Annotated in this window: 11 protein-coding genes; 3 read left to right on the top strand and 8 right to left on the bottom strand. The window is 67.2% G+C overall.

Going from position 1 to position 14,307, the window contains the following annotated elements; translation table 11 throughout:
* Positions 1–482: 482 nt before the first annotated feature.
* The 7 genes from AC1D0P_RS14755 to AC1D0P_RS14725 form a co-directional block, all read right to left on the bottom strand.
* Positions 483–1,829: a sigma-54-dependent transcriptional regulator gene (locus AC1D0P_RS14755; protein ID WP_477677427.1), complete on the bottom strand. Its 1,347-nt coding sequence runs from the start codon at positions 1,827–1,829 to the stop codon at positions 483–485.
* A 128-nt stretch (positions 1,830–1,957) separates the two neighbouring features.
* The gene (locus tag AC1D0P_RS14750; protein ID WP_477677426.1) at positions 1,958–3,445 is read right to left on the bottom strand and encodes a S8 family serine peptidase; all 1,488 of its coding nucleotides are present in this window, start codon (positions 3,443–3,445) and stop codon (positions 1,958–1,960) included.
* Between the two features lie 55 nt (positions 3,446–3,500).
* A complete protein-coding gene (locus AC1D0P_RS14745; RefSeq protein ID WP_477677425.1) occupies positions 3,501–4,133 on the bottom strand; it encodes a hypothetical protein in 633 nt (210 codons plus the stop codon).
* Positions 4,130–4,723 carry a sigma-70 family RNA polymerase sigma factor gene (locus AC1D0P_RS14740; RefSeq protein WP_477652301.1) on the bottom strand — a complete coding sequence of 198 codons (594 nt, stop codon included), beginning with the start codon at positions 4,721–4,723 and terminating at the stop codon, positions 4,130–4,132. The genes AC1D0P_RS14745 and AC1D0P_RS14740 overlap by 4 nt, the downstream gene beginning before the upstream one ends.
* Before the next feature lie 118 nt (positions 4,724–4,841).
* Entirely contained in the window at positions 4,842–6,386 is a 1,545-nt protein-coding gene (locus AC1D0P_RS14735) for a FecR family protein (RefSeq protein WP_477677424.1), read from the bottom strand.
* A 96-nt stretch (positions 6,387–6,482) separates the two neighbouring features.
* Positions 6,483–6,968: a nuclear transport factor 2 family protein gene (locus AC1D0P_RS14730; protein WP_477677423.1), complete on the bottom strand. Its 486-nt coding sequence runs from the start codon at positions 6,966–6,968 to the stop codon at positions 6,483–6,485.
* A 10-nt stretch (positions 6,969–6,978) separates the two neighbouring features.
* Positions 6,979–8,709 carry a hypothetical protein gene (locus AC1D0P_RS14725; protein ID WP_477677422.1) on the bottom strand — a complete coding sequence of 577 codons (1,731 nt, stop codon included), beginning with the start codon at positions 8,707–8,709 and terminating at the stop codon, positions 6,979–6,981.
* A gap of 345 nt (positions 8,710–9,054) precedes the next feature.
* Here AC1D0P_RS14725 and AC1D0P_RS14720 point away from each other — a divergent pair, with 345 nt between their 5' ends.
* The 3 genes from AC1D0P_RS14720 to AC1D0P_RS14710 are packed head-to-tail and all read left to right on the top strand — an operon-like array spanning position 9,055 to position 13,088.
* The gene (locus AC1D0P_RS14720; protein WP_477677421.1) at positions 9,055–10,548 is read left to right on the top strand and encodes a PAS domain-containing protein; all 1,494 of its coding nucleotides are present in this window, start codon (positions 9,055–9,057) and stop codon (positions 10,546–10,548) included.
* Positions 10,517–11,383, top strand: a complete 867-nt coding sequence (locus AC1D0P_RS14715; RefSeq protein ID WP_477677420.1) for a PAS domain-containing sensor histidine kinase — start codon at positions 10,517–10,519, stop codon at positions 11,381–11,383. Before AC1D0P_RS14720 ends, AC1D0P_RS14715 begins: the two co-directional genes overlap by 32 nt.
* Before the next feature lie 40 nt (positions 11,384–11,423).
* A complete protein-coding gene (locus tag AC1D0P_RS14710; protein WP_477677419.1) occupies positions 11,424–13,088 on the top strand; it encodes a hypothetical protein in 1,665 nt (554 codons plus the stop codon).
* 16 nt (positions 13,089–13,104) lie between these two features.
* Here AC1D0P_RS14710 and AC1D0P_RS14705 read toward each other — a convergent pair.
* Positions 13,105–14,307 (bottom strand): chemotaxis protein CheW (locus AC1D0P_RS14705; RefSeq protein ID WP_477677418.1); only part of this gene is annotated, 1,203 nt, incomplete at its 5' end.

Here is a 14,307-nt window from a genome sequence, read left to right as displayed (position 1 = left end):
GTCTCGCGCAAACTCGCTTCGCTCAAACAAGCGCGATCCCTGATCCGCCTACGTCTGCGCTCCTCGGCCCAGCCAGGACGGGGCAATCGGGAGCAGGGAAAGAAGAAGGCAGAAAACGGAAACACAAAGAAGACAAATACAAACAAGGACTCGCCAAGGCGAGTCCTTGTGGTTTTCAGTATTTGGTATTCCTTCCCCACCCCTTGTGGATGCGCCGAGGAGCGGAGGTTCAGGCGGATCAGGGATCGCGTTGTCTGAGCCGAAGGCGAGTTTAGCGAGACCCCGCCTGAGCCGAGCACCGCAGGTTGCCCGTAGCGAAGCGAAGGGACGCAGCAACCAGGGTCGCCTTTTCTTTTGCTTACTTTTCTTTTGGCGAAGCAAAAGAAAAGTGAGTAGCCGCCGGGCTACCCCCGGCCAGCAACCCTATGCAGAGGGCAAGGGCGCGCAAGCCGGCGCAAGACCCGGCAAGGCGCCCTGCGCCTTCAGGCCTTGAAGCTGGCCGACTCAAGCTCGTGCCGCGCCAGCAGCGCGTAAAAATCGGTGCGATTGCGCCTGGCGAGCTTGGCCGCCTGCGCCACGTTGCCGTTGGTCATCTTGAGCAGCTGCGTGAGGTAGCCGCGCTCGAACTCCTTGCGCGCCTCGTCCAGCGGCAGCAGCTCGGAGCCCTGGCTGGTCAGCGCGTTTTGCACCAGCGTGACCGGGATCAGCGTGCCGGTGCACAGCACCACGCATTTCTCGACCATGTTCTGCAGCTGCCGCACATTGCCCGGCCAGGACGCCGTGCCCAGCAGCTCCAGCGCGCCCGGCGCGAAAGCCGTCAGCGGCTTGGCGTAGCGCTGCGCCAGGCTGCGCATGAAATGGTTGGCCAGCAGCGCGATGTCCTCGCGGCGCTCGGCCAGCGGCGGCAAGGTGAGGCCCACCACATTGAGGCGGTAAAAAAGGTCCTCGCGAAACCGGCCCGCGGCGACCTCGTCCTCGAGCTTGCGGTTGGAGGCGGAGATCACGCGCACGTCGACCTTGTGCGGCTTCGATGCGCCCACGGGCCGCACCTCGCGCTCCTGCAGCACGCGCAGCAGCTTGACCTGCATCGCCAGCGGCAGGTCGGCGATCTCGTCGAGGAAGATGGTGCCGCGGTGCGCGCTGGTGAACATGCCGACGCTGTCGCGCACCGCGCCGGTGAAGGAGCCCTTGACGTGGCCGAACAGCTCCGACTCCACCAGGTTTTCGGGGATGGCGCCGCAGTTCACCGCCACCAGCGTTTCATGGGAACGCGCGCTGGACGCGTGCAGCGCGCGCGCCAGCAGTTCCTTGCCGGTGCCGCTCTCGCCGTGGATCAGCACCGAGGCGTCGCTCCGGGCCATGAGCCTGGCCTCGGCCAGCAGCTTTTCCATGCGCGGGCTGCGCGTGATGATGGCCTCGCGCCAGGCTTCGCCGGGAAGGTCGCCGGGCATGTCGGCGCCCAGGGTGGACGACACCTCCAGCGCGCGGTTCACCTCGAGCATCAGGTCCGCGCCCTCGAAAGGCTTGGTGATGTAACCGAACACGCCGCGCTGCATGGCGTTGACCGCGTCGGGGATGGTGCCGTTGGCCGTCAGGATCAGCACCGGCAACAGCGGGTAGCGCCGGTGCACGGCTTCAAACAGCTGCAGCCCGTCCATGCCCGGCATGCGCAGGTCGGTGATCAGGATGTTGGGCAGCTCATGGTCCAGCTTGGCCAGCGCGACCGCGCCGCTGTTCGCCTCGACCGGAACATGGCCTTCGTAGTGGAGCCTCAATGACAGCAGCTTGAGCAGTGCCGGATCGTCGTCAACTATCAGAATGCGTGCCATAGGTGCCCGTCAGAATCCGCACAGACTGCAAACGGGAGCAGTGGCAGAGCCGTTGTTGTAGTGTTTGTCATAAGCATAACGCCTGTAGTAAGTACCGCATACCGTGAATCTGACCATCGGGAACCCCGTCATAGCCGCTCGTCGCGCAGCGAAGCCCCGACCTGGATCAGGCCGCAGCCGAAGACCGGGTCGGGCCCGGGCGCGCCCAGGTCCCGGGCGCCGCGGCACAGCTGCCGGGCCAGCGGCCCGGCCCTGAGCAGCGGGTTGCGCGCCAGCAGGAGCGCGCCGGCGGCGCTCACCACGGCCGCGGAAAACGAGGTGCCGCTCACATAGTGGCCAGCGGCCCCATCGGGAACCCAGAGGTCCACGCCGGGCGCCGCCAGCGTGATGTAGGCGCCGCGGTTGGCCGCGGCATACACGTTGTCGGAGGCGTCGGTCGCCGTCACGGCGATCACACCGGGATAGGCCGCCGGGTAGGCCGGCGGCGCCGCCGGGCCGCCGTTGCCGGCCGCCGCGACCAACGCCACCGGAAACCCGGCGAGCCGGGCAAAGGCTTTTTGCATCACCGCGTCGCCGGGCCCGCCCAGGCTGAGGTTGATGAGCTGGACTTTCTCGGCCAGCAGCCAGTCCAGCGCGCGCACCAGGGCCGCGCTGTGCGTGCTGTCCTCAGCGCCCATGCTGCGCATGATCTCGGCCGAGCGCAGGCTGGCCCCGGGCGCCATCGCCCGGAAACCGGGAACGGCGGCGTCCTGCCCCGCGATGAGCGCGGCAATCGCCGTGGCGTGGCCCGCGGCTGCGGCCGTCTCGCCGGCGGCCAGGAAACTTTTTCGGACTATGCTGGCGCCCGCCAGCGCCGCGATGGCCGCCACCGGCCCGTCCACAATGCCCACGCGCACCACGCCGAGATCCGCAGGCTCCGCCGCTGCCGGGGGTTGGTCGATTTTTTGCGGCAGGTAAATGCGCGGCCTGGCTTTGGCCGGCTGCAACGGGCGGTAGCGTGTGTTGAAGTCCACGGCGAGCCCGGGAAAGTCGCGCAGCAACTGTTCTCGGAAATCGGCGGCCTGCGCCGCGCTCTCCAGCTGGAACACGGCCAGCACGCCGCCCAGGGCCTCCAGCCGCGAAACGGCGACGGGCTGCAGTTGCCGCTCACGCGCCAGCCGGGCCATCGCAGCGTCGGCTTCGTCCGCCGCGGCCCAGTACGCGACCACCTGGCCGGGCTCGCGGGTCTGCACCGGCGGGCCGGGCGGCGCGGCCAAAGGGCTGATCACCATGGGCAACAGGGCGCTGCCGGGCGGCAAGCCGGGCAGGCCAGTCGCCGCGGGCGCCGCCAGGGGTGCCGGTGGTGGAAACGACGGCGCTGGCGCCGGTGCCGCCAGGGCGCGTCCCGGCGCGGCGGCGCCCGATGCATCGCGCGCCTGGCCCGCGGCCGGCGGCGGCTCCATCCCCCGCAAGGGCAACACCGGCCTGGCCGGCGGCCGCGGGGCATCGGGCGCCCTGGAAGCGCCGGGCCTGGAAGGACAAGGCAAGCCCGCGATGCGGTAACGCGCGCACTCGGCGTCCTCATCGCCGGCGGCGTGCACGGACAGGCCGGCCAGCGCCAGGCACATGAGGGACATGAGGGGAAAGAGAGAACCCGCGCGCAGGCGGCCGCGTGCGGACGAACGCATGGCGTCAGCGCCCGGCCAGCAAGGCCGCCGATTCGACGATGGCGCCGTTGCCGCGCAGCCTGGCCAGCGCCGCGGGCCCCTGCCCTTCGGGCACGCGCACCGTGTACACCCCCAGCGCACCGGGGCCGGACACCATCTCGGCCCGCAGGCCGGCCAGCAGGCCGCGTATCTGCGCCTCGGTGGCCCGCGGCTTGAAGGTGATTTGCAGCAATTCGCCGCCCGCGGCCGCTTCGCCCGACAGCGGGGTGAGCGCCTCAGGCTCAGGGCGTAGCAGCAGCGTGCCTATGAGGGCGGCCTGCGCCAGGACCACGGCGGCGGCCAGGCCAGCCGGCACCGAGAAGCGGCGCGGCGCGGCCAGCCACGCATTCCAGCGCGCGCGCAACTGCACGACCTTGCCCGAGCGTTCGCCGTGGACCAGCGCCATCAGCGTGTCCAGGCCCGCATCCTCCGGGCGCTCCTCGGCCTCCTCGCGAAACTGCCGTATCTGGCTGCGCAGCTGCATGAGCCAGAGGAGTTCGCCGCGCACCAGCGGCGAACGTTCGAGCAGCAGGTCGATGGCGTGCCGCGTCGCCTCGTCCAGCGTGCCGTTCACGTACCAGGGCAGCAGGTCCCGCAATTCCTGTTCGCTATGCATCATGCGCGCTCCATGCGCCAGACCTGGCGCTCCAGGCATTCCCGCATCTTGCGGCGGGCGTGGAACAAACGTGTCTTGACGGTGTTCTCGGGGCAGGCCTGCACGGCGGCGATTTCGGCCAGCGGCGCGTCCTCGTAAAACACCATGTGGATGCACTCGCGCTGTTCGTCCGGCAGGGCCTCCATGCACAGGGCTACCTGCCCCTGCCTTTGCCTGCCGGCGATCAGTTCAAAGGCGGAGGGACGGCCGTCGGGGATGGCCTCCGCCTCGTCGCCCAGGGGCTCGCTCATCTCGCCGCCGCGCAGGCGCAGCTTGTCCATCGCCTTGTGGCGCGCGATGCCCAGGATCCAGGTGGTCACCATGGACCTGCCGGCAAAACGCGCCGCGCCCTTCCAGACTTCGTACATGGTTTCCACCACCACCTCCTCCGCCGCCTCGGGCTGGCACAGGCGGCGCAGCGAAAAGGCGTAGATCACCCGGCTCATGCGTTTGTAGAGCGCGCAAAGCGCGGCCTCGTCGCGCGCGGCCACCTGTTCCATGAGGCGGCACAGCTCCATGTCCTGCCGTGCCGCCGCGCCCGCGTGTGCTTCCATCAAATCTGGCTCCGTGTCCGGCCGGCGAGCCCCTTGCCCGCCGTGCCATTGCCTGTGAGTCGTGGCTTCATCGCGGCGGGTTCAATGCCGCCGCGATTTTTTTGGAAAATGTTCGCGCTCAGGGAACCGCCACGGTCTGCGTCACCACCTGCGCCGCGCCGGAAGGCGTGGTGGTGTCGGTGAAGGACACCGTCGCCGTGCCGCCCGGGCAGATTTCCAGCGATGCCGGGTTGATGGGCGTGTTGGCGCTGGTGCAACCGGCCGCCGCCTTGGAGAAGCTGACGCTGGTGACCCTGAACTGCGAGGACCCGGGGGTGACGGCCGGCAGGGTCAGCACCATGGAGTCATTGGCAAACGGCGCGGAGGTGGTGATGGTCACCGTCACGGAGGCGGCGCCCACGCGGTCGGGGTCGGTCACGGTGATGCTGAAGGGCAGGGGCGCGGGCGGCGCCACGCCGCCGCCGGCCAGCGCATAGGATGCGCCGGTGTTGACGACGGCCAGCGTTGCCAGCGTCCTGGCGGCCGGGCCGCCGGCGGCATTGAGCGGCGCGCCGGGCACGACCGGGCCGGAGCGCTCCAGCATGCTGCCGCCGGTGATCGCGGCAAAGGTCCAGCCCTGCGGGCCCAGGTGCAGCAGCACGGTGCTGCGGCCCGTGGTCAGCCGGGGGGTGAAGGACGGCAGCAGCAGGCAGCGTTTTTCCCAGCCGGTCTGCAGCACGGCCAGATTGGGGCCGGCCTGGACCTGGGTGTTGAGCAGGGTCACGCGCATCTGCTTGCACTCGTTGTTTTCCTGCGTGATGTTGTCCAGCAATTGCTGGTAGCCGATCATGGAAGGGTCCAGCTTCTGGCGTATCAAGGACACATTGCCGGCCTCGAAGGCGCGCAGGATGTCTTCAAAGGCGGCCAGCGCCTTGCGTGCGTCCTCGGGCTCGCCGATCCTGGGCTTGCCGCCGCTGTCCGTGCCCTTGCGCACGTTGTCCTTCTGCTTTTGCTCCAGGCGTTCGTCGCGCGTTTCTTCCAGCAGCTTCTTGCTGCTTTCGATGGCGGCTTCATTCTTCGTGGCCGCGAACAGCGCGGGGACGGCCGGCAGCACCCTGGGCGGAACCGACGCCGTCCTGGACGCGAAGGCGGCCTGCCCGGGCAGCACCGAAACCTTGCCGACGGGTGTGTCCATTTCGGTCTCGCCGGTGTTCACCTTGTCGTAGGTTCCCGCGGCMTCGCCTTCGCCGACGACCAGCACCTCGTGGTCGGTCCCGCGAATGCCGATGGTGGCCGTCGTCGTGCGCACCGCGTAGTTCTTCGGGTTGTTCTTGCCTATCCAGCCCGTCACCGAGCGGAAGGAGCCGCGCAGCAGGCGGAACACCGCGCTGTCGTCGGCCCCGCCTTCGGCCCGGTAGGCCTCGATGCGCAAAAAGGTGTTGGCGCGCAGGGCGACCAGCGCGTTGTCGTCCATGCGCACATGGATCTCCCCGTCGCGGCCGGTCACGATGGCGTCGCCCGCGTCTATGGTCTCTCCCTTGCCGGGCACGCGCAGCTGGCCCGCCGCGGTGGTGACGCTGACATTGCCCTCGATGAAATCGATCTGGCCGGCCGCATGGGCCTGTTGCAGGCAAAAGCCCAGCGCGAGCGCCGTCAGCAGGAAGGAGTAGGTGGTGTGTTTCATGGAGTGGTTCTCGTGGTCATGGCGGCGAACGGGCCGCCGGCTTGCCGGTGAGTCGTGCGTCGTGGAGGAAGGGTTCTATGTGGGGGTGACGGCGGGCTAATCGGCGGCGAAAGGGTTGTCGCCGCTCAGGCCGGACAGCTTCCAGCCGGYCTCCGCGCGCTTGAAGCTGAACACGGCGGCGCCGCTCTTGCGGACCTGCAGCCCCGCGGGCAGGCGGACAAAGCGCTTCTCCCAGCGCGCCTGGATCAACACCAGGCCGGCATCCTCCGAGGCCTGCGCGCGCAGGTCCGACAGCGTGATCCTCAGCTGTTTTTGCAGCGGCCTGGCCTGGCGCGCGGCATCCACGACGCCGGCGTAGCCGGCCATGCCGGGCGACACCATCGCTTCCAGCCCGGCCTGGTCGCCCGCGGCATAGGCGGCCATCAGCTGCCGCAGCGCGGCCTGCGCCTGCCGGCTGTCCTTGGGGCCGGCCGGCGCGGCGGCGGGTTTGGCGGCTGCGCCCGGCAAACCTGGCGTCGGCGCCGGCGCGGCCAGCGAGAAAGCCATGGCCAGCAGGCACAGCAGCGGGAGTATTTTTTTCATCATGGGCCCCTTAAAAACTGACGGTGAGTTGCAGGCCGGCGACGCGTTCCTTCGCCGCCAGCACCGGGTCGTCGATGTTGCGGTGGCTGCTGCGCGCATAGGCCTTGAGCGAGCACTTCTCTGAGATCGCGTAGACCGCCTCCAGCTGGTAGCCCTCCAGCCGCAGGCTGGGCCCGCCGTAGAGCTGGGTGGTGCGCCCGCTCATCACCAGCAGGTTGACGCTGCCCCAGCCGGCGCGCTGGCCGCTCAGGGTGAAGGTGTAATTGGTGTTACTGGTCTGCCCGCCGGCCAGCAGGCGCTGCTTCTGCGCGCCCGCCGTGAGGTTCACGCCCAGGCTCCAGGTCGGCGCCAGGTCGGGCCGCGCGTCCGAAAAGGTGTGCCCCAGGTTGAAGGCCCAGTTGTCGTTGAGCGAATCGCTGGCCGGCCACACCTCGCTGGTCACCTTGCCCCAGCCGATGCCGGCACCGGCGGTCCAGGTCGGGGTGGTGTAGTTGAGCGTCGACGAAAACTCCCGGTTGCGCGAGGCCTGCATGGCGGAATTGAGGCCGCGCGATTCGGCCTGCTGCAAGGCCAGCGCCCAGCCCGGGTAGTCCGGCCCGAAGTTGATGTTGGCGCGCGCCGCCACGGATTCCGAGTCGACGTAGGTCGAGTTGAAGCCTGCGAAGGCCAGCGTCGTGAGCCGGGACTTGCGCACGTCGCTGGCCAGCGAGATCCACGGCGCCACCGTCCAGTCGGCGCCGGCATAGGCCTCGCGCACGCCCGGCTGCGCTTGCAGCGACAGCGAGGTGAAGCCGTTGGAAATGTCGTGGTAGCCGCCGCGAAAGCCGTAGCCTTCGCCGCGCCAGCTTGCGTCGACGACGGTCGCGCGGCCCGGGCGGTCCGAGTTGCCGCCGTCCTCGTAGCGGCTGCCGGCGGTTTCGCCGGCCAGCGTGAACTGCTCGGCCTGGTATTGAAAGCCGCCGCTGAAGGAACGCGTCTTGCCGCGCAGCGTGGCCAGGGGCTGCGACATCAGGGTCGTCGGTTCGCGGTCGGACGAGCTCTGGCTGGTGACWTAGGTTTTCAGCGATGTCCCAAAGGCTTTTTCCAGCTTGAGGCCGTGCACGTCTTTCAGGTACTGGGTGCGCGGCACCTTGTTGCCCAGGGTCTCCCAGCTCTCAGCCACCATGCCGGTGAAGCCGTAGGCGGTCACTTCGCCGAACTGCCGCTGCCCGTACAGGCCGCGCACGCCCAGCGCGGAACTCAGGCTGGAGAAATTCGGCGTGACGTCGCCCAGGGCCAGCATATAACCCTCGCCGGCGCGGCCCAGTTGCATGTTGTTGATCTGATAGCGGTTCTGGCTCAGCACCGAGAGGTCGTTGCTGCCGCTGGCGCCCAGCTGGAAATAATCGACGGTGTTGTCCCTGTGGGTGGCGCGAAGGTCGCTGCTGTAGGTGTTCTTGAAGAAGGCGCCGCTGCGCAAGGGCGTGTTGAGGTTGCCGCCGGCAGAAGAGACGTCGTTGCTGTAGGTGTCGACCGTCAGGCCGCCCTTCCACTCGAGCCGGGTGCCGCCGTCCTCTTCGCGCGTGAGCGAAGGGCCGGCCCCGCCGAGGTTGTTCTGCTGCCAGGCGCGTATGACCTGGTCGTTCGGCTCCAGCTGCACCTGGCTGTCCTGCTGGGCCTGCGCGTGCTCCTGGCACAGCAGCAGGCTGCCGAGCAGGCCGGGCACCGAGATCCGTCGAAACACATTCTTCTTCTTGGCCATTTTTGTTCTACCGTGCAAATTGAGTTGGCCTTCTGTACCCAATTTGCATGCCACCGAAATTCATCAATGAAATCAACGGCATCGGCTTTTTAACCGGCCTCCTGCTGTCGGTGCGGGCCGACACCCGCCGCGCCGGAATTTAAAAAATCCAACGGAATCAGTGCTCTGCCCTGTCGGCGCCGACCGACATTTTTTGGGTCCGGGCACGGCCGCTTGCCGCCTTCGCGTGAAGCGCCACGAATCCGGTTTTCCGATTGACCGATGCCCTGCGCATCGCAGAGAATGCCCGAGGCTTCATCACTCCCATGGCCTGCCGCGGCGCAGGCCGCACACCCGCCACGATTCATGCCCACACCCGTCCGGCACACCGGAGAGCCGCCCTCCTCCCCTCCGGCATCGGAAGCCCCCGGCACCGAAGCGCAGTTGCGCGACACCATACGCGCGCTGGAAACCAAGCAGCGGCACCTGGTGTCGCTGCTCGGGTCGGCGCGCGACGCCGTGCTCGAGATGAACGCCGGCGGTGTCATCACAAGCTGGAATGCCAGCGCCGAACACATGCTGGGCTGGAGCGAGGCCGAGGCCGTGGGCCAGCGCATGTGCGAGCTGATCGTGCCGCACGCGCACCGCGCCGCCCACGAAGCCGGGCTGGCGGCCTTCCTCAAGACCGGCAGGGCCAGGACGATTGAACGGCTGCTGGAGGTGGAGGCGCTGCACAAAAGCGGCGCCCTGCTGCCCGTCGAGCTGTCCATCTTCACGGTGCCGGCAGACCCGTCCGGCGGCGGCATCGGCTTCGGCGCCTTCATCCGCGACATCTCCCGGCGCAAGGCCGCCGAGCAGGCCGCGCGCCTGTCGCAGGAGCGCTACCGCGCCGTCATCGAGCACGTGAACGACGGCGTGGTGGTCCTGCAGCGCGGCACGGTGGTGTTCGCCAACCAGCGCGCCGCCGCCATCCTGGCCATCCCCTACGAAGAAGTCCTGCAGCAGGGATTTTTCCATCGCCTGCATCCCGACGACCGGCTGGCCGCCGCAGCACACGACGCCGGGCGTTCGGAGATGCGCCTGCTGCACCCCGGCCGCGAGCCGCGCTGGCTCTCGGTGGGCAGCAGTGTCATTCCCTGGGACGGGGACACGGCCTCGCTGACTTTTTTCTCCGACATCACGCAAAGCCGCGCCCTGGCCGACACCGTGCGCCGCTCCACCGAGCGCTACCGCGCGGTGATCGAGCACGTGGACGAGGGCATGATCGTCGTGAAGGACGAGCGCATCGCCTACGCCAACGAACGCGCCGCGCAGATCGCCGGCATCGGCCTGGAGGAAATGCAGCAGATCGGCTTCCTGCACCGCATCCACCCTGACGACCACGCACTGGTGCTGGACCGCCAGCGCAGGCGCCTGGCCGGCGAGGACGTGCCCAGCCGCTACGAGCTGCGCCTGCTGCTGCCCAGCGGCGAGATCCGCTGGATAGGCATCAGCGTCACTGTGGTCCCCTGGGACGGCGAGCAGGGCATCCTGACTTTTTTCTCCGACATCAGCCAGCGCCGCAAGCTCGAGGAAAAACTGCGCGACACCCTGGAAGAGCGCGAAACCATTCTGGAGAACTCCCTGGTCGGCATCGCCTTCCTTACGCATGAAGGCGTCTTTCGCTGGTCCAACCAGGCCATGGCCAGGATGTTCGGCGTCTCGGCCGCCACGCCGGCGCCGCGCGACTGGAGCACGCTTTTTTCGTCGCAGCAGCAATACCTGCGCGTGGCCGAAGACATCGCCGTCTGCATGAACGAGGGGCGCGCCTACCAGGGCGGCCAAGCTGGTGCGCGACGGCGTCTACATCGACGAGCGTAAATTCTGGCGCCGCAACGGCGAGACGCTGTGGGTGCAGCTGGCGGGCCGCTGCGTGAGCGACCGCAACCCCGACGCCGGCGTGATCTGGACGCTGCTGGACATCACCGAGCGGCGCAAGGCCGAGGACAATATACGCGCGGCGCTGGAGCGCGAGAAGGAACTCAACGACCTGCGCTCGCGCTTCGTCTCCATGACCAGCCATGAGTTCCGCACGCCGCTGGCGGCCATCCTGTCTGCCGCCGAACTGCTCAGGGACTACAGCGACCGCATGCCGCCGGACGAAAAAGTCGAGATCCTCGAAAGCATAGGCGCCGGCGTGCAGCGCATGGCGCGCATGCTGGACCGCGTGCTGCTGATAGGCCAGGTCGACGCCCAGATGCTGGAGTTCCGCCCCGGCCCGACCGACCTGCTCGCGCTGTGCCATGCCATCGTCGAGGAGGCGCGCCTGCTGCAGCCCAAGTCGGACTGCAAGGTCGTCACCCGCTTCCCGCCCTCGCCGCCGCCGGGCCTGTTCGATGCCAAGCTGCTGCGCCACATCCTGGGCAACCTGCTGTCCAACGCCATCAAGTACTCCCCCAACGGCGGCGAGGTGGCCCTGCGCATCTCGCTGCAGGACGGCGCCACGGTCTTCGAGGTCGAGGACCAGGGCATAGGCATACCGCCCGAGGAAATGCCGCACCTGTTCGAATCCTTCCACCGCGCAAGCAATGTCGGCGACATCCCGGGCACCGGCCTGGGCCTGGCCATCGTGAAGAACTCGGTCGAGCTGCACGGCGGCAAGATCGCCGTGCGCAGCGAGCCGGGGCGAAGCACCTGTTTTACCGTGACGCTGTAATCAGGCCGCCACGCCACGTATTTTTCCTATGACCTTGTCGATGCTTCCCAAGACAGCCTTCCTGCCCGGCCACAAACTGAATGAAAACGACCGCCGCTCCTTGATGGAGCGGCGAGACAAGCTGTTTCTGCTCTGCACGCCTGCCGAACAGCAGTGCCTGATCGAGCTGGCACATTGGTATGAGTCGCACCGGTTTGAGATATCGGGAGAACCCAACATCGTTAAATCGAGTTTCTCGGCGGTGTTCTACCACCGTCACTTTCCCAGGGCGAACCAGAAGCCCGGTTTGATCGTACGGTTACTTGCGAAGCTCTCAGGAGCGGACTACAAGGTAGAGCGATGGAGCAGCCAGCGCTTCCAGTCGGATTTCATCAATCGCATGCATTCGGTTGTCAATGAAGGCGATGAGGACGTATTGCTCGGTGTCATCAATTTCTTTCGCATTTTGCCGCTTGATGTGGGCTTCGTTGGGCAGCGCGCTTTGGAGAACAAGCTGGACGCCATGACCAGCCGGTCCGTCGCAAGCCCTCGCGTGAGCGCATCAAGGCGCTTCGACGCGCTGCAAAGATCCGTTCAGCGCACATACGGACCCACCGGATTGCAACGTGGACCGAACGAGCCCAACTTGCGCAAGCAGGCATGGCCGCTGTTGCTGGAGATCGCGCACGAGGACATGGCGGCTGCCGTACGCCTGATCGACGAGCATTGGAACCAGACGCCGGCCCGTCCCCCGGAAATTCTCATGTCGCTGCATCTGCATGAGACTCCCGAACTGGCGTATCAGCTGGCGGTAACACTCAGACCTCATCGTCCCGGGTTCGCCGTCGACATGCTCCGGGAGTCCATCCTCTACTCGTCATTTCAGCTCAAAAGGCTGGACCAGCCTGCCGCCATCGCCATGGAAAAAGTGATGGACGCGTCTTGTTGGCTTCTGGCGGACTGGACGTTCAACACCTCCCCGGCTGATACAAAGAGTTCCCTTCGGGCGATGGACAGCCTCTTTCGGTACGGCGACCCAAAGGAGGGCTATTGGCAAAAAATTCCGCGGGAATGCCTGGCGGTCATCAAAAGCCTGGAACCCGCCGCACAGGACAGGCAGTTGCGCCTGCTTGCCCAGGTGGTGTTTTACGGGGACAGCTTTTCCCCGTTGGTGGCCGAAGCGCACGAATTGTTCAAGACTTGCGTTATCCGCAGGCTCGGCGAGCCACGGGCGAAGGACCGGGAATGGGACCTGGAAAGGGCCATCCGTGATGCCTGCGAGTCCTTGTCCATACTGGAAGAAAAAATCATGTCCTTCCGGAACCGGCGCATCGCGGCAAGCCCTGGACACCCCCTTCTGCACACGATTGACGAGCAGTTCCAGGGGTTTCTGGAACGGCTGCTGTCAAACGAACCCGAGTCCGCCCTCAGCCATATCGTCTTGATGACCCTTGCACTGTCCAACCAGGCACTGATACGCAAACACCATCAAATCCTGCGCGACGAATTCGAAGTACGGGCACGCCACTTTCCCGCCGATGCGGGTCCCGCGCTCAAGCGGCTGATCAAGTATTGCGGGTACAGCCAGGTGGATGACGAGATGTACCGCAAGGATCTTTGCCGGGAGTCGTTCAATGCGCTACTGCCGGTGCTTGAAGGCATCTCGCCCACGGACGCAGCCCTTGCGCGGACCGGGATCGGGTGGAACCCCCGCGGCGATATCTGACGGCCGGGCGCGGGCATCAAGCCGCCATCGCCACCTCAAGCGCACGCGATGCGGCTGCCGCCGCGGCCGCCGCCAGCGCCGGCCGGCCCGGGCTGCGCTGGGCCGCCTTCTCGCGGTTGGCGCGCTGCACGGCCGCCACGTCGATGATGAGCGCGACGTTGCCGTCGCCCAGGATGGTCGCGCCGGAAATGCCCGGCACCTTGCGGTAGTTGGTTTCCAGGTTCTTGACCACCACCTGGTGCTGGCCCACGAGCTGGTCGACCAGCAGCGCGAAGCGCGTGCCCTCGGCCTGCACGATGACGGCGATGCCCTGCGTGGGCGCGCTCACCGCGTCGGCCACGTCGAAGAGCTTGTGCAGCTCGAGCAGGGCCAGGTACTCGCCGCGCACGTGCATGACATGCTCGTCGGCGGTGATCGAGTGCACGTCCTTTTCCATGGGCTGCAGCGATTCGATAACGTAGTTCAGCGGCAGGATGTAGACCTCCTCGCCGACCTTGACGGACATGCCGTTGAGGATGGCCAGTGTCAGCGGCAGCACGATGCGTATGGTCGTGCCCTTGCCCTGGACCGAGGCAATCTCCACATGGCCGCCCATCTCATGGATGTTGCGCTTGACCACGTCCATGCCAACGCCGCGGCCGGACACGTCGGTGACGGCTTCGGCGGTGGAAAATCCCGGCGCGAAAATCAGCTGCCAGACCTCGTCGTCCGGCATGCTTTCGCTGACGGGCATGCCCTGCTGCAGGGCCTTGGCCAGGATCTTTTCGCGGACCAGGCCGCCGCCGTCGTCCTTGACCTCGATCACGATGCTGCCGCCCTGGTGCTGGGCCGACAGCGTCAGGCGGCCGACCGGGTCCTTGCCGGCGTAGGCGCGGCGCTCAGGGCCTTCGATACCGTGGTCCAGGCTGTTGCGCACCAGGTGAGTGATGGGGTCGATGATGCGTTCGATCAGGCTTTTGTCGAGTTCGGTTTCCTTGCCGACCGTGACCAGCTGGACCTGCTTGCCGAGCTTGGCCGACAGGTCGCGGATCAGGCGCGGGAAGCGGCTGAACACATAGTCCATGGGCATCATGCGGATGGACATGACGGATTCCTGCAGGTCGCGCGCATTGCGCTCCAGGTGGCCCATGCCGCTGAGCAGGCGCTCATGCAGCACYGGGTCCAGCAGGGAGGCGGTCTGCGTCAGCATGGACTGCGTGATCACCAGCTCACAGCTCAC

This window comes from Polaromonas sp. P1_G2 (genome assembly GCF_056405515.1).
Note: the sequence above shows the minus strand (reverse complement) of the source record. Positions and strands in the feature narration are given on the sequence as shown.